Raw genomic sequence first — 21,449 nt, 5'->3', positions numbered from 1 at the left:
TCATTGGAGCGGATGGCACGCCGCGCGTCGCGGTCGGACGAGGCGGGTGCGCTCACGGTTTGGTGCACCGCAGACGGCGGGGTGCAGCCGGCCACACAACACAAGGAGGCGCCCAGATGCGCATTGTCACAGTCGATCATTTGACAAAGATCTATGGTCACCGGTTCAACCGAATCGGGGCTCTCAACGATCTCAGCTTTCACATTGATGCCGGCGAGTTTGTCGGCATCATGGGGCCCAGTGGTGCGGGGAAATCCACCCTGCTGAATATTATTGCTTCTATTGATACACCGACGACGGGGAGCGTGTGGGTCGGCGGAATCGATCTCACTCAGCTCAATGATGCGGCTCTGGCCAAATACCGGCGCGAACAAGTCGGGTTCATTTTCCAGGAGCTCAATTTGCTTTCGGATCTCACGGTGGCGAGCAATATCACGTTGCCCCTGACCTTTGTCCCGCCTGCACCCAGCGACATCGAGGCGCGGCTCGCCCATGTGGCGGACTTGCTCGATCTGACGGGCTTGCTGGCGCGTTATCCGACCGAGCTTAGCCTTGGCCAACGCCAGCGCGTGGCCGCCGCACGCGCCTTGATCACGCAACCGGCGCTGATCTTAGCCGATGAGCCGACCGGGAGTCTGGACTCCATGGCCGCCACGGAGTTACTAAGTTATCTGACAAAATTGAATCTGGAAGAGGATCGCACCATCATGATGGTCACGCATGATGCGTTCACGGCCAGTTTTTGTAATCGCATCATTTTTATTCGCGATGGGGCGTATTTTGCCGAGGTGACCCGAAGCGGCTCCCGCCAGGCATTTTTCGACCAGATCATCGACATGGAAGCGACCATCAACGGGGGAGGCAAGCGCCGTGAGACACCTCGCGTGGACTAATCTGAAGCGCCATCGCCACAGCACCTTGATCGGCGCGGTGGCGGCCGGGGTGTTGATTGCGCTGGCATATGCGGTCGGCGCCCTGATCGACATGCGGCCGCTCATGCATGCGACCGGCAGCGTGCTTGAGGATTCACGTCTGATGCCGGCGGTGATGACACTGGCCTGGATCCTGCTGTTGATCTTCATTGTGGCCTTTTTGATCTACCTGAACACGCTGCTGCTGGCTCGGCGCACCGAGGAGCTGGACATGTACCGACTGCTGGGAATGCCTAGCAGCAGGCTCGGTGGGGTGCTGATCTGGGAAGCGCTGATGACTGGCGCGGCTGCTTTGGTGATCGGGCTGGTCGGTGGTGTGCTGTTGTCAAAATTGTTGGCGATGGCCCTCGTGCGACTGATGGGCTTTCAGACAGCGATCGGCATTCAATGGTCGCTGCAGATCGCCGGTCAGCTGATTGGCCTGTTCCTGCTGGTGTACCTCATCGTCGGTGCGGTCAACGCGGCATTCGTCCGCACCCTTGGGCACCAGCGCGGCCGCCGCGCTGAGGCACAGCATTTGCCGCCTCGGCTGAGCGGTTGGCAGGTCGTGTTGGCCTGTGCCGGCATGCTCTTAGTGGGCTGGTCCGCGATCGGCACCGGGAACTATTTTGCCTGGGTCCGGCCGCTTCGTCAGCTGACGGGCCTGCCGGGATGGGGGCAATTGGGCCTGCTGACATTTTGCGGCATCCTGGGTACTTACCTGGTCTTTCGTCAATCGCTGCCGGCTGCCGCGTTTCTGCTGGCGCGCTGGCGGGTCGTCCGCCGGCATGCGAAATGGCTGCTGGCGGCGAACACCTTGTATCAGCGTTGGCGCCGCGACCATTTTGCCTTGTGGCTGATCACCTTGCTATCCACTTTGACGATCGCCGTGCTTGGCAGTGCCGCGATGCTCCTGCAGTTGGGCCAACGCGAGGTGGAAAATAGTATGCCACTGCCGATCACCGCTTCCGTGTCAAACGACGCCCTGGTGGAAAAAAAGGCGGCCGGCTTGATCACGCGGCAGGCGAAAGTGACGACTAAACGAATGGTGGGGAAAACAACACTGCGCAGGCAGGGCCGAGACGATACCACCACCACCTTGTATCAGGTGATGCGACTCAGTGATTATCAGCGGATTCGGCAATGGCAACCGAATCTGCCAGCCTTGCAGGTCGCTCCTGGGCAAGCCGCATTGGTGTTGTCGGACCCGGCCTTTTTACGGCGCGGGCCGGCGCAGCGGCTGGTCAATGCGGGCCGGCAGATCACGTTTCCGGCAGACGGGCGAACGCTGGCGATCAGCGATCTGACCACTGCTTTTCCGCTGGGGTCCGCGATCTATTTTGACCGGGGCCTGGTGGTGGCCGACAGCGATTTTGAGGCGATGCGCGGCGTCAATGACCCGCTGGCGATTTATTGGCTGAAGGAGACGGCGGCCGGTCATCGCGTGGAACAGCAGCTCGATGATCAAACGCAGATCGATTATGTGCGCTATGATCAGGCGGTGCGCAAAGGCTCCAAGCTGCCGACCATGACCAAGGATACCGATGATTCCTTTAGCCGTTCAGGATTGAACGTGCGCCGGCCAATGGCTCGTGCGGTGGATACCTTGTTTGGTTTCGCCGTTTTTATCACGCTTTTGATGGGCGGGGCGGTACTGGTCGCGACGGCCTGCATCCTGCTGCTTAAACAGGTGACTCACGCGCAGGGACGCGCCCCGGTGCGGCGAGTGCTGTGGCAGCTGGGAATGCCGACCAGCCAGCTAACAGGTGTGGCTTATGTCTCAACGTTTGGGGTGTATCTCGCGCCGCTGGTTTTTGCCAGTCTTAACGCGTTTGTGATCGTGCATTTCATCGCCTCGGCCACGGCCGGACAAACAGGTGGCTTGGTGCTCGTGGTCTGGGCGATCTATTCGCTCGTCGACCTGGCGTTTGCCTGGTTGGCGGCGCAATTGACGGACCGGTATGGCTAGGTGAAAATTGAGCCGGCGCACCGTTCTCTTGATCGTGCGGGGGGCATCCGAGCCCGCCCAAGACTGAATGCGTTACTTGACTCGGTCAAATAGAAACTGGCCCAAAACAATTGTTTTGGGCCAGCATCTCGTCATTAGTTGCCTTGGTGAAATAGTCGCTTTAAATCAAGCGGTCGGTGCTCTTTTTCCTCGCTATCGGCAATGGCGTCAGGCGTCGTGAAGTGATACTCACTTTCATGATAGCCTTCCCCGGCGGCTGCACGATGCTTGAACGCGCGCAACGGTTCGACCATGGGTAAGGAGCGGTTAGTGTAAGGATCGAGTTTATCATGCCAGGTACTCATGACAACGAATTCGATGTGCTTACTGGCCAGCTTGAGCAGGTGCATGCTTTGCAGGCCGGCAATGCGGTCCGCCTCGTCCAGTAGCCGCTTGACCTGACTCTCAAACACGCTACTTTCGTCCTCATTCAAGCGAAAATACATCAGGTATAGATAGCCGTCTTGCGGCACTTCCTGATAGTGGTCGCGAATCTGGTAACGCAACGGCGCCTCAAAGGGCACGCTGCCAGTTGGATCGAGCAGCAATGAACTTTGCCCTTGAATCATGCCCTCTGCCAGGCGTAGCGACTCTGGCGCCTTTTGATAGAGCTGTTTTAAAAAGTAAGTGGTCCCCAAGACCATTTGCATTTGATGTGACAAAAAATACACCCCCATGCACTCAGTATAACGCTTCCAATCAGCGGAAAGGACGAATGACAATGAAATTGACGATTCTTGGGTATTTAGGCGGCTATCCTGCAAATGGCATCGGGACCTCAGCTTATCTAGTGGAAAGCGGGGACTACCATCTCTTGATGGATGCGGGCTCAGGCGCTTTGCTTGAGCTGGAAAAAGTGTTGCCGGCCAGCCAACTCGACGCGGTGCTGTTGACTCATTACCATCATGATCACACGGCAGACGTCGGCGTTTTGCAGTATTACTGCCAATTGCATCAGGGGCCGGCGAAGGTACGACCACTCCCAATTTATGGCCACACCAAGGACCCGCTGAATTTTGCTGCGCTGACATTCGGCGACTTTACCAAAGGCGTGGGTTACGATGGGGCAACGACGCTACAGTTAGGGCCACTGACGGCCACTTTTTTGGAGACGGAACACCCGGTGCCAGCGTTTGCGGTGCGGCTAGTCGAAAATGAAACGGGGCGCGTGTTGGTCAATACAAGCGATACCCGGGCCTTTACCGGCTTGACCCCATTTGCAAAGGGGGCTGATCTGTTAATGGCCGACACAAACTTCCTGGCGGATAAACCAGCGCCGCGCTGGCATTTGACGGCGCCAGAGGCCGGTCAGCTCGCCCAATCCGCCGGGGTCAAACGCCTGCTGCTCACGCATTTACCGCAGCAGCTCCCCCTCGAGACACTATTGGCGCAGGCACAGGCCGCGGCGTCTGACATTCCGGTTGAACTGGCGACCCAAGGCGCGGCCTTCATCGTCTAACAATATAAAACGATAAATTTCTTTCTGTAATTTATCTAGTTAAGCATATGCCGAAGACACCGTTAATGAACATAACACGGCTAAATGTTCATTAGTTGCGTGATAATGGCCAAAAATGCCAATAATGACAACAGACAGTTGCAGGAAAAACAAAAATATTTTTTTCAATCTGATTGTAAAGACAGGGTTCGTTCCTTTATACTGATAATTGTAGATCAGTGCTTTGTGAATTTATCGTTTGAAGGAGCGAGCGCTTATGGTAACGCTATATTATGCACCTAGTTGCACCTCATGCCGCAAAGCCCGTGCTTGGCTCAAAGCACATAAGATTCCGTTTGTTGAGCGCAATATCGTCGCTGATCCGCTGACTGCTGCGGAGATCAAGGGGCTATTGCGCATGACTGAAAATGGGACCGAGGAATTGATCTCGGTCCGGTCCCGGACATTCCATGAACTCGGGCTGGATCTTGATGATATGTCGATGACGGCGCTGCTTGACCTGCTAGTGCAGACCCCTGCGCTGATCCGGCGGCCGATCATTGCCGATGACAAACGGCTCCAGGTTGGCTTCAATGAAGACGAGATTCGCCGCTTCTTGCCGCGCAAGGTGCGGGCGATCGAGCTTCAGCAGGCCCAATTAATGTCAGGCTACTAATACTGTTGGCGTCCAGTTTTTGGGCGCCTTTTTTTCTGCGCTCAAAGTGACACTGTTTGCCCGTCACAGTTGGGCTTCGCGGGGAAGGCATGAGACGCCAAGCTGTCTCGTGCACTCGCGGCGAAGTGTCCCTCAAGCGTACGAGCCAAGCTATCCGCTCAGAACTAGCTGCCCCGCTGCGCACCTTTTCCTAGTTGAGCTCCGCCGAGCAAGGGTGGGACAGGTAGTTGGCCGGCCCACCCCTGCGCACTCGGCATCCGTCCGATGCGTCCTGTTTGCGTTTTGATGGTGATTGCGGTAGACTATCCGGAAGTTAGTAATCTGGTATAATGATTACAGACACACGATGGCGTTTATGACGCATAACAAAGTGAGGTGCAGTGGTCATGGAAATGCAACGACTCAATGAGAACACGATTCGTGTCCTGCTTGGCAACGATGATCTGGCCGAGCGCGGAATCACTGTCCTTGATCTGTTGGGCAACCACAAGCAGATCGAGAATTTCTTCTATAGTATTCTCGATGAGGTCGATAAGGATCACACCTTTGCGACCAATGATGCGGTCACGTTCCAGGTGATGCCGAGTCAGTCCGGGTTGGAGCTTTTGATCAGCCGTAATGTTGATCTCGGCGAAGACGACGACAATGACGATGTCCAAGACGACGCGCCTGCTGACGATGGTGACCAGGATGTTCCCGATTTCATCAAACAACAATTACGTGCGTTAGATGATGACACGACCAACGAAGCCGTCGATGAGGGCGGCTATATTGATGGCGACGGGGCGGCGCAAGAAGAATTTGTGCTCCGGTTTGGCTCGTTCGAAGACTTTGTGGCACTTGCCAAGCAGTTGCGTCTGGACGGGGCGGCCAGCGACCTTTATCAATACAAGAACGACTATTACCTGGTCCTGACCTTCTACACGGACCACGTCTCAGCCGATGAGGCACAGGATCAACTGGCACTTGCCCTTGAATTTGGTGACCGGACCAACATTTCCGCGGCCCTTTTGTCGGAGTATGGCAAGTCGATCATGGCGACCAGCGCCCTTGAAACAGCGCGGTACTATTTCAAGTAAGTCAATTCAGAAATGAAGAAAAAATGGAGCAGACCTTTGTCTTGCTCCTATTTTTTTGCCCGGTATGGCTTGTGTTTGTGCGATAATGCAGAAAGAAACGAAGATGAGGTGTGACATGGATAAAGCATTGCGATTTCGAAGCGTTTTTGACATCATCGGCCCGGTCATGGTCGGCCCCAGCAGTTCGCACACAGCCGGCGCCGCGCGCATTGGTAAAGTCGTCCGGGATATCTTTGGCGAGGTCCCGGAAAAAGTCGACATCTATCTGTATGAATCTTTTGCCAAAACATATCGTGGCCACGGAACTGACATTGCGCTTGTCGGCGGCCTGCTGGGGATGGACCCGGCCGATCCGCGGTTGCGCGATTCGCTACACCTGGCTTATGAACAAGGCATCAAGGTCAGTTTTGTGCCAAAAAGCGATAAGGTCGATCATCCCAACACCGCGCGGATCGTTTTGACCAAAGGCACGCGGACGATGTCGGTGGTGGGCGTTTCGATCGGCGGCGGCAACATACAGATCAATGAGATCGATGGGTTCAAGATCTCACTTTCCATGGGCACCCCGACTTTTATCACGGTGCATCAAGATGTGCCTGGCATGATCGCGCAAGTCACCAGTATTTTCAGCGAAAATGATGTCAATATTGCGACGATGACGGTGACTCGAGCCGCCAAGGGGGAAAAGGCGATCATGATCATTGAAAGTGACGTGCGCCGCCCGGACCTCGTGCCGCAATTACGCGCATTGCCACACATGCAAAACGTCACGTATTTCGAGTAGGGGGACGCCATGTTTTATTCTATTCAAGATATCATCGAACAAAGTGCCAATTATCCGTCAGTCGCAGACTTGATGATCGCCACCGAAATGGCGACAAGTGGTAAGGACCGCGAGACCATTCGTGCGATCATGGCGAAAAATCTGACCGTGATGGAGGCGTCGGTAGCGGAAGGCGTCGCCGGTGTGCGGTCCGTGACCGGGCTGACAGGCGGGGATGCCAAACGCCTTGATCAGTATTTAGATGCTGGTGATAGCCTGCTTGGCCCAACTGTTTTGACCGCGGTGCGCAATGCGGTGGCGGTGAATGAGGTCAACGCGAAAATGGGCTTGATCTGCGCCACACCGACCGCGGGCTCGGCTGGGGTGTTGGCTGGAACCTTGATGGCGGTGCGCGACCAGCTGCGCATGGATCGAGAGGCCCAAGTGGATTATCTGTTCACGGCCGGGGCGTTTGGCTTGGTGATCGCCAACAAAGCGGGCATTGCCGGCGCAGAAGGCGGCTGTCAGGCAGAGGTCGGCTCTGCTTCCGCGATGGCGGCGGCGGCTTTGGTCATCGCAAAGGGCGGCACCGCAGACATGGCCGCTCAAGCCGTGGCCATCACCCTTGCCAATATGCTCGGCTTGATCTGTGACCCAGTCGCAGGGCTCGTCGAGGTGCCTTGTGTGAAGCGCAATGCGATGGGTGCCTCGCAGGCCTTGGTCTCGGCTGACATGGCGCTGGCCGGGATCCGCTCCGTGATTCCGCCAGATGAAGTGATCACCGCAATGTATCAAGTCGGCCGGCAGATGCCACAGATCTTCCGCGAAACAGCGGAAGGCGGCCTCGCGACCACACCAACAGGCCAGCGCCTGCAAAAACAGATCTTCGGTGACGCGACCAATTAAGTCAATTCGCCTGTCAGAAGAAGATAAACGAAATTGCGCGAGGCCTCCTCATGGTGCGAGGGGGCCTTTTGTGCGTCGAAGGCGTGAAAATTGGCGGGCAATTCCTCTGCCGGGAAGCGTTCGTGACCCAAATTGGCCAGGCCAGAAAGTTATTTTAAATAAATATATCTGGCACTGACAAGACACTAGAAGAAATGCCTGTGAGACGCGGATTTTGCGCATTTAAATCGTTAACAAATAAAGTTGACAAAACCGTTTTCACGGGTGTATATTAATCGACAGTTGAAGAGGTATCTGGTGTGGCCACACAGATTGCTTTCCTCCGAGACGGCGTGCCCGGCGAGGGAGTCCACCCCCGTCGCAAACCTAGAGCAGCCGCTATGAAGGACATCCGAGTCAGTGGTGTCATAAATTAGGCGAGAGGGCGTACCACCAGCACCACCATTGTCCGGCAGCAAAGATCGCATCAAGATCTTGCCGCCCCAAGTCGAAAATCTGGGCGCGCCAAACCCCGCGGCGAGGCGCCGACAGTCTCCTAATTGAAAAGCTTGAATGCACACTGGCCATGGCTGAAAAGACACGTCGACCGGTGTGTTTGTTGTACATATGGGCCAGAATCTGTCATTTCGATTCTGACCCTTTTTTTTTGCCCAAAACAGGACTCGTTGGACCAAGTGAAGCCGCTAGACAAAAAGATCCCCCTCACAAAATCGTGAAGGGGAAGGGGCTTAGTCGAGTGTTTTCAATTTTCCTTGGAAGTCGCTGATCGAGGTGTAGCCTTTTTTCGCCATTTCAGCGGAGAGCTCTTCGGTCAGACGCTGGAAGACCCCGAGACCCTCGATGCCGAGCACGGTGCCGAGTTGGACCATGCTGGCGCCGCAGAGAATCAGATCGTAGACATCGCGGCCAGAGGTGACACCGCCAGTACCGATGATCGCGATCTCCGGACGCAGGCGCAGACGGAAGGCGCGGACGTTGGCCAGCGCGATCGGCTTGGCGTAGGTGCCGCCGATACCGCCGAAGCCGCCCTTGGGTTTGATCAAGGTCGTGTCAGTCTCCGGGTCGATGGCCATGCCGTTGCCGATCGAATTCATCGAGTTGATGAAAGTCAGCGGATAATCGTTCAACACGGCGGCCATGTCGTCGAATTGGGTCAGGTCAAAATACGGTGGCAACTTGATCCCAGCAGGCTTGGTGAAAAACGAGAACATGTCATCCAAGATGCGGCGGGTCGTCGGGATATCATAGGCGATCTGAGGCTTGCCTGGGACGTTCGGGCAGCTGAGGTTGAATTCAGTCGGGCCCGTAAAGTTGCTTGCCTGAATCTTTTTGGCGATCACATGGTAGTCATCGGGGCCAAGCCCAGCAACTGACAGGAAGATCGGCTTGTCAGGATGCTTTTCCTGGAACTTTTCAACGTAATCGATGTAATAGTCGATGCCGAGATTTGGCAGGCCCATCGAATTGATACTGCCAAAGGGAAGTCCGGCCGCGCGGGGGCTAGGATTGCCCGTGCGTGCCTCAGGGGTCCCGCTTTTTGTGATCAGTGTTCCCGCCACGGTGTCTGCGAGTTTATCGAGGTCGGCTGCCGTCATGCAGCGGACCCCACTGGCATTCATCAAAACATTGTCGAACCCAAACGAGCCGATCGTCGTGTGCAAATTGACCAAGTGTGCCACTCCTTTGCTATGCGTCTAGGAAAATTTTCATCTGGTCTATTAAAGCATACCGCACGCTGTTTGACCAGCTGATTTTTACCTAATTCCACACGAAAAGCGCAGCGCCCTGACAAGAATGTTCGGGTCTGCGCTTGTTTGGCTTATAATAACGCGTTAACGGCCAGGGCAAGGATCGCGACGGCCGCACTGCCGATCGTAACACGCCGCGGCCACTTGGGCTCGCGGTTGACGATCATGACGATCAGCCATGTGATCAGACTAACAAGAAAAACAGTGCCCGCGACCAGAAAAAGGCCGAGTGTGATGCGACTAAGCGTCAAAGTGAAGCCACCTTGCTTTGATGAGCAACTAGCTGGGCGAGTTTGCTGGCCTTGCGTCGAATTTCGGCAGGTGGCGCTTGTGGCAATGTGAAATGGGTCACCATCTTGTGTGGATCAAAATCTGGCGTCACGCTCACTAGTGAATAAAAGACGTTGCTGTCTTCAGTGTCAGGCATCTGGTTGAGCGTGTAGGCGGTCAGGGCAGCTTCGTCCTTCGGCAGGTGAGCGAGAAATTCTGCGAGCACGCGGTAGGAATAGTAGACTGTCTCTTCGTAAGTCGTCCCACTTGCTTCTGCTTGCGGAATGTTGACAAAATTGATCCGGTAGCCGTGGGTCGTGCGCTCGTTACGCGCCGCAAAGTAATATCGTCGCGTTGTTTTGGCCATGCCGATCGCTCCCTTCTACTTTTTCTCTATTTATTATAGCACGGTTAAAGAGTTAGGCAAGAAAATTTGACCTTTCTCATAATTTAAAGCTGGTCGAACATTTTGCATGAGGGTCTTCGTGGCTAATTGCGCGGTTGTTTGTCTGAAGTGAGGTGGGCACCAGGACTTTTCGCCGACTTCGCCGCCCCACCATCCCACGGGCCGCCGCACCCTAGTCGGGCTTCGCGGGGCAGGGGTGGGACATCTAAGCCATCAGCCGCCCGAGGCAAAGAGCGCCTCACGCGTCTGCTGGACTTAGCTGCCCACCCCCTAAGCGCCCCGCGCCGCACCCATACTTGGGCTCCGGCCCGCATGGTGGGGACGTCTAACTGTCTCGTGCACTCGAGGCGAAGTGCGCCTCGCGCGCCCGAGCCAAGTTAGCCGCCCCACCATCCCACGGGCCTGCGCACCGTGATAATTTTTCTCTTGCTTATCTTCCTTTTGGCCGCTATAATATTTCATGTTGTTGCGGTCGTAGTTTAGTGGTAAAACTCCAGCTTCCCAAGCTGGTGTCGCGAGTTCGATTCTCGTCGACCGCTTTTTGCTGGTGCGCAAGCGCCGGCTTTTTTTGATATTAACAACCTTCATTGACGAAGAGGAGATCGTTTGTCTGTTTTCAGTGAGGCCGCGGGGGTGCGAGCGGCTGGCGGACGGCGGTGGCGCGCTTTTGAGAAGGAATTTCATATTGAGTGGACGTTCAGTCAACAAGAGTGGTACCGCGGGGCAACTCGTCTCTTTTTCAAATGGAAAAGGGACGGGTTTTTTTCAGCACCCAGAAGGAGGAAAATATGGATTTTAAACAAGAAGTTGTGACGGCATTGGCCGCCGTACTAACAGATGAGGTCAGCGAGGCGGACATCGCAAAGCTGGTCGAGACGCCAAAGAGTTCGGCGATGGGCGATTACGCTTTCCCGACATTCACGCTGGCGAAAATTCGGCATATGGCGCCGCCGATGATTGCCAAGGACCTAGTGGAAAAAATCGATGCCACTCCGTTCCAAGAGGTCAAAGCGGTCGGCGGCTATGTCAATTTCTTCCTTGATAAGGTCAGCTACGCCCATAGTGTTTTGACTACGATCGCTGAGCAGCAAGACAAATATGGCGACCTGACGCTGGGCAAGGGCAATGTGCCGATCGATATGTCCAGCCCGAACATCGCCAAGCCAATGAGTATGGGCCATCTGCGTTCGACCGTGATCGGCAATGCACTGGCGAACATCATGACAAAGGTCGGCTACAGCCCAATCAAGATCAACCACCTGGGCGATTGGGGCACGCAATTCGGCAAGCTGATCGTCGCCTACAAGCTGTGGGGTTCTGAAGAAGAGGTCAAGGCAGAACCGATCAAACACCTGCTGGAATATTACGTTCGCTTCCATAAAGAGGCCGAGACCAAGCCAGAACTCGACGAAGAGGCGCGCGCCTGGTTCAAGAAGATGGAAGACGGCGATGAAGAGGCCAAGCATCTGTGGTCCTGGTTCCGCGAAGCGTCGTTGGCGGAGTTCAACCGAATCTATAAAATGTTGGACGTCGATTTTGATTCTTATAATGGCGAGGCGTTTTACAACGATAAAATGGACGCCGTTGTGCAGACCCTGCAAGACAAAGGCCTACTCAAGGAGAGTCAGGGCGCAGAAATCGTGGACCTCAGCAAGTACGATCTCAACCCCGCCCTCATTCGCAAGTCCGACGGTGCAACGCTTTACATGACGCGTGATCTCGCGGCGGCGATCTATCGCCATGATCACTACGATTTCGTCAAGAGTCTGTATGTTGTTGGTGGCGAACAGCGCGAGCATTTCCAGCAATTGAAAGCGGTCTTGCTGGAAATGGGGTATGATTGGGCTAACGAGATCACCCATGTGCCATTTGGGTTGATCACGGCGAACGGGAAAAAACTGTCCACGCGTAAGGGCAACATCATTTTGCTCGAAAAAGTGCTGAACGATGCCATTACGCTGGCTAAACAGCAGATCGCCGCCAAGCATCCGGATCTTGAAAACGCCGATCAGGTTGCCCGCGAAGTCGGCGTCGGGGCCGTGATCTTCCATGATCTGAAAAACGAGCGGTTGGACAATTTTGACTTCAACCTTGAAGAAGTTGTGCGCTTTGAAGGCGAGACTGGGCCATACGTGCAGTACACCAATGCGCGTGCCCACAGTATTTTAACCAAGGCCACGGCTCAGCCGCTGCCTGAAGTCGCACTCACGGATCCGGCGGCATGGGATGTGCTCAAGGCTCTCGGCGATTATCCGAATATCATCAAGCGCGCGGCCGACACGTATGAACCGTCAGTGATCGCCAAATACGCGTTGCGGTTGGCCAAAGCCTTCAACCAGTACTATGCCACCACCAAAGTGCTCACGGATGACGCGGAGTTGCCGGCCCGGCTGGCTCTGGTTCAGGCAACCAGCGATGTCTTGACCAACGCCTTGGCGCTGCTGGGTGTGCACGCGCCTGCTGAAATGTAGTTGACCCGATAGAGGAGGGTGTCTGATGAATAAAGCGGAACGACAAGCGGCGCTCGCGAAGATCATCAACCAAAAATCGATCAGCACGCAAGAAGAGCTGCTCAGCGAGCTCAAAGACGCGGGTATCGACGCGACGCAAGCGACAATCTCCCGGGACATTCGCGAGATGCGCGTGGTCAAGGCCCAAGATGGCACTGGGACGGTGCGCTACACGCTGTTTCGCGGCGATTCAGAATCCGAACTCGAACGATTGGGCAATTCGGTGCGCGAGGTCGGCTTGTCGATCACGCGCGTCGAGTTCATGAACATCATCAAGACGATTCCGTCTAATGGCAATCTCCTGGCTGCCATCCTGGATACGATCGATTTTCCGCAGGTCGTGGGGACGCTGGCGGGCCACGATACCATCGTGGTGATCAGCCCAGACGTCGCCAGTGCGGAATGGTTCAACAAACAATATAAAAACAACTTTATCGAATAAGGGTGCGGCGGTGCGCACTGAGTCCCAACTAGGCTGTGAATGCCCGCCAGATTCGACAAAAAAAGCGTTGCGCCAAGCTGATCACAGCTTGGTGCGACGCTTTTTTGCTGTCTCCCTAAAATGGTACTGGCGACTCAAAATGTAAGTTGCGACTCGACAACGGCTCGATCAGACGCATTTCGGCCGCATGCAGCATCAGCCGTGAAGCCGGGCGCGTGCTGTAAAGCGGATCGCCAATGATCGGTGCGCCGATCGAGGCCAGATGCACCCGCAATTGATGCGTGCGTCCAGTCTCAAGGGTCAGCTTCAACCGCGCGATGCCATCCCGCACGGCAAGCGTCTCGTAATGGGTGGCGGCCGGCAAGCCATCCGGGCGGACCATGCGCTTGCGCTTGTCGTCGGGATCCTCGCCAATTGGGGCGGTGATCGTACCGCTTGCCGGCAAGCCTGCTGGCACCAGGGCAACGTAAGACCGGGTCATTGTTTTGGCCGCCAGTTCGCGGTCGATAATGGCCTGGGTCAGGGGATCCTTGGCGATCAACATCAAACCGCTTGTCGCCATGTCGAGGCGGTGGGTGATATAGGCGGGGCGGGGGTCCAGATAGCGCGCCGCCTGGTTGAGCAGCGTGCCGTTTTCACCTGGCTGGTTGGGATGGGGTTTGATGCCGGGGGCCTTGTCGCAGATCAGCAGTTGGTCGTCTTCAAAAACGATCGCGGGCGCCTCGGCGGCCAGGACATACGTCGGCGGGTCGTCGTCGCGAAGCGTCAAGGTGACCTGGGCGCCAGCCGCGACAGGTTCATTGAAATTTTGATAACTACCATCAATGGTGACGGCTTTGTTGATGCGCAACAGGTGCTGGGTTTTCTTCGGCACCAGCCACGCCGAAAGCAGCGCGCGCACACTGGCAGCCGCGGGGGCTGTCGCGTGAAGGGTCAAAATGGGCATCGGGTCTCCTTTCCGCCTGATTTAGGCGATGATGTATTGAAAAATCTTTAAACTCCGGCTTGGGTCGGAAGTCCCCATCTCCCTGTATGGTAAAATAGGCAAGATCTGACAGGAGGGGCCGTTTTGCAAAATACGGATACATTTGGCGCGCGGGTGCGTGCGCTACTCAGCCGCATGCGCCATGCGATCGGCTGGTTCTTGAGACGATTTCAGATCGTCCGGTGGCTGATCTTGGTGCTGCTGGTCGTGTTCTTGGCGTTCTCTGCCTTTTTTACCTATAAGGCGAAAACGGCGGATGTGCAAGAGATCAAAAGTACGATGCAGACCAAGACGACGATCTATGATCAAAATAGTAAAGTCGCCGGCACGTTATATGGGCAAAAAGGCACTTATGTGGAGCTCGACAAGATCGCCCCGGCCATGCAAAACGCGGTGATCTCGACCGAGGACCGGACGTTTTATTCCAACTTGGGCTTTTCCATCAAAGGCATCGCGCGGTCGGTGCTCAACCTGGTCATCCACCGCGGGGAGATCACTGGCGGCGGGAGTACCATTACCCAACAGCTCGCGAAAAACACGTTGCTGACGCAAAAGCAGAGCTACCTGCGCAAGGCCCAAGAGATCTTTTTGGCCGTGCAACTCACTAAAGTTTACTCGAAAAAAGATATCCTGACCATGTACCTGAACAATTCCTATTTCGGCAATGGTGTGTGGGGCGTCGAGGATGCCTCCGAGCGCTATTTCGGCAAGCACGCGGCGGCACTCACGGTGAGCGAGGCGGCGACGTTGACGGGGATGTTGCGCAATCCGAGTTATTACAACCCGGCCGATCACATGGACAATGCGGTTGCGCGCCGCGATCTGATTCTCGGACTGATGGTCGACAACAACAAGCTTTCCCAGGCGGATGCAGACGCGGCCAAGGCGACGAAGCTGACCGTCGTCGACAACTATTCTCAGGCGACCGCCGAGAAGTACCCGTGGTTCTTCGACTCGGTCATCGAGGAGGCGCGCGATAAGTACAACATTCAGCCGGATCAACTCCTGAATAAGGGTTATCGCGTGTACACGACGATGGACCCGACCGCGCAGACGCAGCTCCAGAACAGTTTCGCTCAGGACTGGGCGTTTCCAGCGAACGCCTCCGATGGCACCAAGGCGCAGGCCGCCTCGGTCGTGGTCGATCCAAAAACTGGTGGTGTGATCGCCGTTGTTGGCGCGCGCGGCCAGCATGTTTTCCTCGGCTACAACTACGCCACGCAGCTCCAGCGCTCGCCGGGCTCGACGATCAAACCCTTGATGGTCTACACGCCTGCGCTGGAAAATGGTTACTCGTATGACTCGATCTTGACGGACAAGAAGCTCAGTTACGGGACAAATAAGTACACGCCGACCAATCCGACTGGGCAGTATCTCGGCAGTGTGCCGATGTATACGGCCTTGGCCCAGTCCCTGAATGCCCCAGCAGTGTGGCTCATGAACAAGCTGGGCGTGGACACCGGCGTTCAGAGCCTCGCACGGTTTGGAATCGATCTGAAAAAAGAGGATCAAAACTTGGCCGCTGTGTTGGGCGGGGTCACCACCGGCTTTTCCCCGTTGACCATGGCACGGGCGTATTCGGCGTTTGCCAATGGCGGCAAGTTGCCGGAGACGCATTTCATCACCAAGATCGTCGATGCGACAGGCCAGACGGTGGTGGACAACACGAAGACGTCCAGTAAGACGATCATGAAAAAAAGTGTCGCGACCGAAATGACCTCGATGATGATCGGCGTCTTCAAGGACGGCACTGGGCAGACCGCGGCGCCGACCGGTTACACGGTGGCCGGCAAGACTGGCTCCACCGAGGTGCCAAGTAGCTGGGGTTACGGCACCCGCGATCAGTGGGTGGTCGGTTACACCCCGGATGTGGTGGTGGCAACTTGGACCGGCTTTTCCACGACCGACAGCACGCATTTTCTTGAAGGCACCAGCACCAGCGGCGTCGCCAGCATCTTTAAATTGGAAATGAGCAATATTTTGCCGTACACGGCCAAAACGCAATTCAACACCACCGATGCCAAGGCCCGCGCGACGCTTCAAACACCAAGCACGGACGACGATGCGGCGGATTTCTGGTCGGGGCTGCAAAAAGGCGTGCAAGATGGCGTCGACTCGGCCAAGGATACGGTCGGAAAATGGTATAATGACATTCGTGACTGGTTCGACTAGTCAACACTCGGGAAATGAGGCGCGTTATGGCAAACGTATACGATACCGCAGACCAACTGGCAAAGGACCTCGAGGCCAGTGAACAGTTCCAGGACTTGAAAAAGGCATATGACATGCTGAAACTGGACGCCGTCGCTTATGCGATGTTCCAGCAGTTCCAAGACAAGCAAGTCGAGTTGCAGCAGAAACAAGCCACTGGCCAAGAGATCACGCAGGAAGAAATGGCTGGTCTTCAGACGATCGGTGAAAAGATGCAGAACATGCAGCCGATCAACGACTTGCTGGCCCGCGAGCAGGCACTTTCAACGGTGATGGATGACCTCAACCGAGTCATCGCCCAGCCAATCGTGGCGCTTTACCAAGCCAACATGAAAAAGCCTGACGCAGAGTGATCAATGCGCAGACAACGCCGTCCAGCGATGGACGGTATTTTTTTGCGCTTTGCGCAGGTTATCGGTATGATGGGGGTAAATAGAAGACAGGTGGGGCGTATGGCAAAACAGATATTCGATTATCAAAACGGCGATGAGGTCAAGCTGACGGTGCTGGTCAAAACGGCCGAAGTGCGGCAGGCCAAAAACGGCAACAAATTCATCGCCTTCACATTCCAAGACGCAAGCGGCCACATCTCGGCTAAGTTCTGGGATGCCTCTGAGGCTGACATTGCGCAGTACAAAGCCGGCGAAGTGGTGCAGGTCAGCGGCAAGCGCGAGCTGTATCAAGGCAACCCGCAGATCAAGCTTTATTCCGTGCGGCTGGCGACGCAAGAAGAGGGCAATGACCCGAGCAAATATGTTGAGCACGCCCCAGAGACGGCCGACGATATGGGCGAGGAGCTCAACGATTTTATCTTCCAGATCACCAATGCCAACTGGAACCGCATCGTGCGCAAGGTGCTTGGTGACCACAAGCAGGCGTTTTTGACCTATCCGGCGGCGAAGTCTAATCATCATGCGTTCACAGGCGGCTTGGCGTTCCACACGCTGAGTATTTTGCGCTTGGCCAAAAGCGTGGCGGCCCAATACAGTAGCGTGAATAAATCGCTGCTGTATGCCGGCGCGATCTTGCATGACCTGGGCAAAACCATCGAGCTGTCCGGCCCCGTCTCCACGGAGTACACGATGGAAGGCAACCTGATCGGCCACATTGTGCTGATCGACGAGGCCATCGTGGTGGCGGCGCAGGAATTGAAGATCGACCCGGCGAGTGAGGACATGATCATGTTGCGGCATGTGGTGCTCGCCCATCACGGCTTGCTCGAATACGGCTCGCCGGTGCGCCCACAACTCCTTGAGGCGCAAATTCTGCACGACCTGGATGAGTTGGACGCCGAGATCAACATGTTAACGACGGCCTACCAGCGCGTGGAGCCAGGGACTTTCACGGAGCGGCTTTTTGGCATGGACAACCGCCGTTTCTACCGTCCGGAAAAAGGGCAGGGGTACCCGGATCCAAAGTGAGGGCAAACAAGCAACGGAAAATAGCCTCACCAACATTCAATACACTAACAAAATTGCCGATCGCATGGCTCACGGATTTTCCGTGGTTGCCTGCGATCGGCTTTTTGAATTAGGGCAAGGAAACACGTTCTTTCAAGGACGTGATGAATTGCCCTTCTTCTGTGTCCCAAGCATGCTTCACATGGTGCAAGATAACATGTTATAATTACTAGTATGAAGGAGACAAATCGTGTAACGTATGGTAGAACATCTGTCTATAATCTCAATTACCACCTCATTTGGGGCACTAAATACCGAAACCGCGTTCTGAAAGGAAACGTCGAAGCTGTGCTTAAGCGAATCCTCTATGAGGTCGCCGCACAATATGGGTTCAGTATCGACCATATGGAGATTGGTAAGGATGACCACGTTCACTTGTTAGTGAGTGCACCGCCGAAATTGTCGGTGACTAACATCGTTCGGTGGTTGAAGGGTATTTCGGCTCGTCAAATGTTCGTTGCGTGTCCCGAACTTCAACGAAGCTATTGGAAACACCAGGGGCGTCACCTGTGGTCACCCAGCTACTACGTCGAGAGTATCGGAACAACGAACCAGGAGGCTGTTGCTAAATACATTGATGATCAACGGAGTAAGGCGGTGCAGATAATTGACAATGAAGAGCTTCAAGCTACGCATCTATCCGAACGCAACGCAGCGCCAACAGATTGAACGTAACTTCGGTATGTGCCGCTTCGTGTGGAACGAACTACTCAACATGCAAATTCAACGCCACAATAATGGTGGCAAGTACGTCAATGAGTTCCAGATGAACTACCTGATCAAGCCACTCAAACAGCAATATCCATGGCTCAAAGAAGCCGATGCGACTAGCCTGATTGCGGTCAGTCACAACCTGCACTTAGCGTTTCAGAATCTGTTCAAGAAGCATGCCGGGTACCCTAAGTTCAAAGCCCGGCGCTTTGCTAAGCCAACGTACCGGGCCAATGCGGTCAACGACAATATTGTGCTTACCGATGCAAACCATTTGCGCATGCCAAAGCTGGGCCCGATTCTGTTCCGGACAGGGCAGCGCCCAGTTGGCAAAATCAAAACTGCCACAGTGGTGCGCGACCGCGTGGACAATTATTACGTTCTAGTGGTTGCGGAAGTTGAACTAGAATTGTGGCCGAAGAGCGAGGCTACGGTAGGACTGGACATGGGGGTCGCGGACCTGGTCATCACCAGTGACGGCATGAAGTATCCCACCAAACGTTTCGACAAGGCTAACGCCAAGAAAAAACACTACTGGGAAAAACGCCTGGCTCGCCGGCGTGCACAAGCCGAAAAGGAAATCGCCTGGGACCACCATCTTAAGGTGGAAGCTCCGCGGCAACTCAGTGACTTCAAAAACTATCTGAAGGCTAAGCGCATGGTGGCCAAATACAGCGCGAAGGAAGCCAACCAACGTCGCGACTATCTACAGAAGCTCAGTACGATTCTTATACGCCAGTACGACCTGATCAAGCTAGAAGACCTGAAAACCAAGGGCCTCCTGCATAATCACAAGCTGGCTCGTGCCATCGCGAACCAGTCCTGGCGAGAATTACGCCTGATGCTTGAGTACAAGGCGGCCTGGTATGGTAAACAAGTTGTGGCGGTATCGCCATACAAAACCTCGCAACGCTGTTCAAATTGCGGGTACGACGACGGAAAACACGCGCTAGACGTGCGCGAATGGACCTGTCCACAGTGTGGCACGCGCCATGATCGTGATATTAACGCCGCCAAGAATATCTTGGCGGCTGAGCAACAAACAGTTTAAAACCTGATAGGGTTTGTGGCGCGGGACGCGCCTTGGTCAATAGCCGTAACCGCTGCACAGAAGGCTCAATGCTGGATGTGTAAGTCAGCGGTGTTCCCAGAAGCTCAGTCATTTATGGCCGAGTAGTTCACTGTGTAATCAAGTTGAGGGCTGCCATCCCGCGGGCCTGCGCACCCTACAGTTGGGCTCCGGCCCGCATGGTGGAAACATCTAGGCAGCTCATGCACTCGGTGGCAAGGGGCGCCACCAAGCACCTGAGCTGACCTAACTGTTCCACCATCCCACGGGCCTGCGCACCCTACAGTTGGGCTCCGCCAAGCAGGTCTGAGACGTCTAGCTGTCTTGTGCACTCGAGGCGAAGTGCGCCTCAAGCACCCAAGGCAGACTATCCGCTCAGACCTAAACGCTCGGCTGCGCACCCTACAAAAAAAGCCGGCCTCAGCCGACTTTTTCATTGTGCTTAGTTGCTTGCTGTAGAGGAGCTGGTGCTGGTGTAAACGTCCAAGACGTCTGACAGGTCTTTGTCCTTGATGGAAACATTGGCCTTTTCGAGCACTTGCTTCATCACGCTGGTCATCACGGTGCTGTCGGATTCCCAGGTCGTGTAAAGTTGCTCTTTGAGTTCTTTGGTGTGATCGGATTCCTTGCCCTTGCCCGGGTTCTTGATGCTACGAATGACATGGTAGCCATAAGTCGTCTTGACCGGGGTGGTGGTGTATTCGCCTTGCTTCAGCTTGAAGGCCGCAGTCTTGAAGTCGGAGTCGAGGCTGGTATCCGTGTTGTCGAACGCCGCGATCTTGCCGCCGCTGGTTGCGGTGCCGGTATCCGTCGAGTACTTCTTTGCCAAGGCATTGAAGTTCTTTTCGGTGTTGTCCTTGGCCAAAAGCTTGATGATGTCTTCAGCCTTGGCTTTCTTGGCGACCAAAATGTGCTGAACGGTGATCTTTGGCTCGTAAGACTTCCACTGCGTATCGAGCTGCTTTTGGGTGACCTTCTTGAGATCCTTCAAAGCAACTTCGGAAAGAAGGGAAGTGCGAATCTCTTCCTTGAAGCTCTTGGTGGTCAGACCATTTTGTTCAAGGGCAGAGGCAAATGAGGTGCCATAGCTCTTCTTGACGGCGTTGTACTGCTTGGTGACTTGTTTGGTGGTCACTTTTTTGCCGTACTGCTGATCAAGCGCCTTGGCCAAGATCATGTTGCGAAGGGTCGCCTCGCCGCCAACGGAACTGGTCTTCATTTCATCGTAGTACTCCTGCTTGGTGATCTTCGCGCCGTTCATGTTTGCAACGGTCGCACTGTCGCCCGAGGAGCAACCTGCTAAGGTGACGGCCAGAAGAATGCCGGCGAGACCGGCGATCCATTTTTTCATTATCACACATCCTAAGTCCAGATTTTGCTTATGATAAGCACTGGGTCCTAGTTTAGCACATTGAAGCGCTTGTTGGCCCGGTGTTCACAGAACTTTCAAATTTCTATCACGCTGTCTTCTCAGATGACGCCCCGTCGCTTTTGTCCGTAGCGGCGTCATCACTGGCAGTCAGGTCTGACAATGGGGCAGTCGCAGCCTCGATGGCATCCAGGTGTTCCTGCATCGCGGCCGTGGCGCCTTCCGCCTGGAACTGAAAATCGGTGACGTCATCGCTGATGTCTTTGAGCGCTGGCTGAAGCGTTTCTTTGAGTTCGCGCTGCAGGTCCTTGATGGCATTGCCAAGGCGCGTGGTGGCGTGCTGCATATCCCCGGTCGCGCTGGTCACATCATCCACGTAATCGGCGATGGCCCGCTGCCGGTCAGGCCCACTTTTTTTCGCGGTCAAAAGGGCGAAGAGGGTGCCGGCCACTGCCCCAAGTAAAAAGCCTTTGCCAAATTTTGCCAT

21 protein-coding genes and 1 tRNA gene are annotated in these 21,449 nt (G+C 55.2%); 15 read left to right on the top strand and 7 right to left on the bottom strand.

What is annotated here, in order from left to right; translation table 11 throughout:
- The first annotated feature begins 116 nt into the window (after positions 1-116).
- Complete coding sequence (locus JUE67_RS02015) at positions 117-893, top strand: ABC transporter ATP-binding protein (RefSeq protein WP_203626860.1); 777 nt, start codon at positions 117-119, stop codon at positions 891-893.
- Positions 871-2,880: an FtsX-like permease family protein gene (locus JUE67_RS02010; protein ID WP_203626858.1), complete on the top strand. Its 2,010-nt coding sequence runs from the start codon at positions 871-873 to the stop codon at positions 2,878-2,880. Before JUE67_RS02015 ends, JUE67_RS02010 begins: the two co-directional genes overlap by 23 nt.
- Positions 2,881-3,014: 134 nt before the next feature.
- Here the strand turns inward: JUE67_RS02010 and JUE67_RS02005 are convergent, their stop codons facing one another.
- Entirely contained in the window at positions 3,015-3,569 is a 555-nt protein-coding gene (locus tag JUE67_RS02005) for a hypothetical protein (RefSeq protein WP_203636949.1), read from the bottom strand.
- 71 nt (positions 3,570-3,640) lie between these two features.
- Between JUE67_RS02005 and JUE67_RS02000 the strand changes: the two genes are divergently transcribed.
- The 5 genes from JUE67_RS02000 to sdaAA all read left to right on the top strand — a co-directional run bounded on the left by JUE67_RS02000 (position 3,641) and on the right by sdaAA (position 7,781).
- A complete protein-coding gene (locus JUE67_RS02000; protein ID WP_203626854.1) occupies positions 3,641-4,378 on the top strand; it encodes an MBL fold metallo-hydrolase in 738 nt (245 codons plus the stop codon).
- A 256-nt stretch (positions 4,379-4,634) separates the two neighbouring features.
- Positions 4,635-5,033 (top strand): transcriptional regulator Spx, encoded by a 399-nt coding sequence (gene spx / locus JUE67_RS01995; protein ID WP_203636948.1) that lies wholly within the window; start codon positions 4,635-4,637, stop codon positions 5,031-5,033.
- A gap of 386 nt (positions 5,034-5,419) precedes the next feature.
- Complete coding sequence (locus JUE67_RS01990) at positions 5,420-6,112, top strand: adaptor protein MecA (protein WP_203626850.1); 693 nt, start codon at positions 5,420-5,422, stop codon at positions 6,110-6,112.
- Between the two features lie 115 nt (positions 6,113-6,227).
- Positions 6,228-6,896 carry an L-serine ammonia-lyase, iron-sulfur-dependent subunit beta gene (gene sdaAB, locus JUE67_RS01985; protein ID WP_225877912.1) on the top strand — a complete coding sequence of 223 codons (669 nt, stop codon included), beginning with the start codon at positions 6,228-6,230 and terminating at the stop codon, positions 6,894-6,896.
- Positions 6,897-6,905: 9 nt separating this feature from the next.
- Positions 6,906-7,781 carry an L-serine ammonia-lyase, iron-sulfur-dependent, subunit alpha gene (sdaAA, locus tag JUE67_RS01980; RefSeq protein WP_203626846.1) on the top strand — a complete coding sequence of 292 codons (876 nt, stop codon included), beginning with the start codon at positions 6,906-6,908 and terminating at the stop codon, positions 7,779-7,781.
- A 728-nt stretch (positions 7,782-8,509) separates the two neighbouring features.
- Here the strand turns inward: sdaAA and JUE67_RS01975 are convergent.
- The 3 genes from JUE67_RS01975 to JUE67_RS01965 all read right to left on the bottom strand — a co-directional run bounded on the left by JUE67_RS01975 (position 8,510) and on the right by JUE67_RS01965 (position 10,166).
- Positions 8,510-9,451, bottom strand: coding sequence for a dihydroorotate oxidase (locus JUE67_RS01975; protein ID WP_125696067.1), 942 nt, complete (start codon positions 9,449-9,451; stop codon positions 8,510-8,512).
- Between the two features lie 149 nt (positions 9,452-9,600).
- The gene (locus tag JUE67_RS01970) at positions 9,601-9,780 is read right to left on the bottom strand and encodes a hypothetical protein (RefSeq protein WP_203626832.1); all 180 of its coding nucleotides are present in this window, start codon (positions 9,778-9,780) and stop codon (positions 9,601-9,603) included.
- Positions 9,777-10,166, bottom strand: a complete 390-nt coding sequence (locus JUE67_RS01965) for a hypothetical protein (protein ID WP_203626830.1) — start codon at positions 10,164-10,166, stop codon at positions 9,777-9,779. Before JUE67_RS01965 ends, JUE67_RS01970 begins: the two co-directional genes overlap by 4 nt.
- Before the next feature lie 507 nt (positions 10,167-10,673).
- Here JUE67_RS01965 and JUE67_RS01960 point away from each other — a divergent pair.
- The 3 genes from JUE67_RS01960 (at position 10,674) to JUE67_RS01950 (ending at position 13,157) form a co-directional block, all read left to right on the top strand.
- Positions 10,674-10,744: transfer RNA gene (locus JUE67_RS01960), tRNA-Gly, on the top strand.
- A gap of 249 nt (positions 10,745-10,993) precedes the next feature.
- The gene (gene argS, locus JUE67_RS01955) at positions 10,994-12,676 is read left to right on the top strand and encodes an arginine--tRNA ligase (protein ID WP_203626828.1); all 1,683 of its coding nucleotides are present in this window, start codon (positions 10,994-10,996) and stop codon (positions 12,674-12,676) included.
- Positions 12,677-12,701: 25 nt separating this feature from the next.
- Positions 12,702-13,157: an arginine repressor gene (locus tag JUE67_RS01950; RefSeq protein WP_203626826.1), complete on the top strand. Its 456-nt coding sequence runs from the start codon at positions 12,702-12,704 to the stop codon at positions 13,155-13,157.
- A gap of 115 nt (positions 13,158-13,272) precedes the next feature.
- On the opposite strand, the gene JUE67_RS01945 is transcribed toward JUE67_RS01950, so the two are convergent.
- The gene (locus JUE67_RS01945) at positions 13,273-14,103 is read right to left on the bottom strand and encodes an RluA family pseudouridine synthase (protein WP_203636947.1); all 831 of its coding nucleotides are present in this window, start codon (positions 14,101-14,103) and stop codon (positions 13,273-13,275) included.
- Between the two features lie 174 nt (positions 14,104-14,277).
- Between JUE67_RS01945 and JUE67_RS01940 the strand changes: the two genes are divergently transcribed.
- From JUE67_RS01940 to JUE67_RS01920, 5 genes are all read left to right on the top strand, one after another.
- Positions 14,278-16,314, top strand: a complete 2,037-nt coding sequence (locus JUE67_RS01940) for a PBP1A family penicillin-binding protein (protein WP_203627046.1) — start codon at positions 14,278-14,280, stop codon at positions 16,312-16,314.
- 26 nt (positions 16,315-16,340) lie between these two features.
- Positions 16,341-16,706: a YlbF family regulator gene (locus JUE67_RS01935; RefSeq protein WP_203626822.1), complete on the top strand. Its 366-nt coding sequence runs from the start codon at positions 16,341-16,343 to the stop codon at positions 16,704-16,706.
- Positions 16,707-16,805: 99 nt separating this feature from the next.
- The gene (locus tag JUE67_RS01930) at positions 16,806-17,774 is read left to right on the top strand and encodes a 3'-5' exoribonuclease YhaM family protein (RefSeq protein WP_125696060.1); all 969 of its coding nucleotides are present in this window, start codon (positions 16,806-16,808) and stop codon (positions 17,772-17,774) included.
- Between the two features lie 213 nt (positions 17,775-17,987).
- Positions 17,988-18,482 carry an IS200/IS605 family transposase gene (gene tnpA, locus JUE67_RS01925; protein WP_203636946.1) on the top strand — a complete coding sequence of 165 codons (495 nt, stop codon included), beginning with the start codon at positions 17,988-17,990 and terminating at the stop codon, positions 18,480-18,482.
- Positions 18,421-19,575, top strand: coding sequence for an RNA-guided endonuclease TnpB family protein (locus JUE67_RS01920; protein WP_203636945.1), 1,155 nt, complete (start codon positions 18,421-18,423; stop codon positions 19,573-19,575). The genes tnpA and JUE67_RS01920 overlap by 62 nt, the downstream gene beginning before the upstream one ends.
- Positions 19,576-20,035: 460 nt before the next feature.
- Here the strand turns inward: JUE67_RS01920 and JUE67_RS01915 are convergent, their stop codons facing one another.
- Positions 20,036-20,944, bottom strand: coding sequence for a peptidylprolyl isomerase PrsA (locus tag JUE67_RS01915; protein ID WP_203636944.1), 909 nt, complete (start codon positions 20,942-20,944; stop codon positions 20,036-20,038).
- Positions 20,945-21,050: 106 nt separating this feature from the next.
- Positions 21,051-21,449, bottom strand: a complete 399-nt coding sequence (locus JUE67_RS01910) for a YtxH domain-containing protein (RefSeq protein WP_203628052.1) — start codon at positions 21,447-21,449, stop codon at positions 21,051-21,053.

Origin of the sequence: Lacticaseibacillus mingshuiensis (assembly GCF_016861785.1) — a bacterium.
Taxonomy (GTDB): Bacteria; Bacillota; Bacilli; order Lactobacillales; family Lactobacillaceae; genus Lacticaseibacillus; species Lacticaseibacillus mingshuiensis.
This window is presented reverse-complemented; position numbering and strand designations above follow the sequence as displayed.

Excerpts from the sequence above, each read along its gene's own strand:
- JUE67_RS02000 (WP_203626854.1), top strand. The coding sequence starts at position 3,641 with ATGAAATTGACGATTCTTGGGTATTTAGGCGGCTATCCTGCAAATGGC.
- argS (WP_203626828.1), top strand. The coding sequence starts at position 10,994 with ATGGATTTTAAACAAGAAGTTGTGACGGCATTGGCCGCCGTACTAACA.
- JUE67_RS01945 (WP_203636947.1), bottom strand. The coding sequence starts at position 14,103 with ATGCCCATTTTGACCCTTCACGCGACAGCCCCCGCGGCTGCCAGTGTG.
- JUE67_RS02015 (WP_203626860.1), top strand. The coding sequence starts at position 117 with ATGCGCATTGTCACAGTCGATCATTTGACAAAGATCTATGGTCACCGG.
- JUE67_RS01940 (WP_203627046.1), top strand. The coding sequence starts at position 14,278 with ATGCGCCATGCGATCGGCTGGTTCTTGAGACGATTTCAGATCGTCCGG.
- JUE67_RS01965 (WP_203626830.1), bottom strand. The coding sequence starts at position 10,166 with ATGGCCAAAACAACGCGACGATATTACTTTGCGGCGCGTAACGAGCGC.
- sdaAB (WP_225877912.1), top strand. The coding sequence starts at position 6,228 with ATGGATAAAGCATTGCGATTTCGAAGCGTTTTTGACATCATCGGCCCG.
- JUE67_RS01930 (WP_125696060.1), top strand. The coding sequence starts at position 16,806 with ATGGCAAAACAGATATTCGATTATCAAAACGGCGATGAGGTCAAGCTG.
- sdaAA (WP_203626846.1), top strand. The coding sequence starts at position 6,906 with ATGTTTTATTCTATTCAAGATATCATCGAACAAAGTGCCAATTATCCG.
- JUE67_RS01935 (WP_203626822.1), top strand. The coding sequence starts at position 16,341 with ATGGCAAACGTATACGATACCGCAGACCAACTGGCAAAGGACCTCGAG.
- JUE67_RS01910 (WP_203628052.1), bottom strand. The coding sequence starts at position 21,449 with ATGGCAAAATTTGGCAAAGGCTTTTTACTTGGGGCAGTGGCCGGCACC.
- JUE67_RS02005 (WP_203636949.1), bottom strand. The coding sequence starts at position 3,569 with ATGCAAATGGTCTTGGGGACCACTTACTTTTTAAAACAGCTCTATCAA.
- JUE67_RS01990 (WP_203626850.1), top strand. The coding sequence starts at position 5,420 with ATGGAAATGCAACGACTCAATGAGAACACGATTCGTGTCCTGCTTGGC.
- spx (WP_203636948.1), top strand. The coding sequence starts at position 4,635 with ATGGTAACGCTATATTATGCACCTAGTTGCACCTCATGCCGCAAAGCC.
- JUE67_RS01950 (WP_203626826.1), top strand. The coding sequence starts at position 12,702 with ATGAATAAAGCGGAACGACAAGCGGCGCTCGCGAAGATCATCAACCAA.
- tnpA (WP_203636946.1), top strand. The coding sequence starts at position 17,988 with ATGAAGGAGACAAATCGTGTAACGTATGGTAGAACATCTGTCTATAAT.
- JUE67_RS01915 (WP_203636944.1), bottom strand. The coding sequence starts at position 20,944 with ATGAAAAAATGGATCGCCGGTCTCGCCGGCATTCTTCTGGCCGTCACC.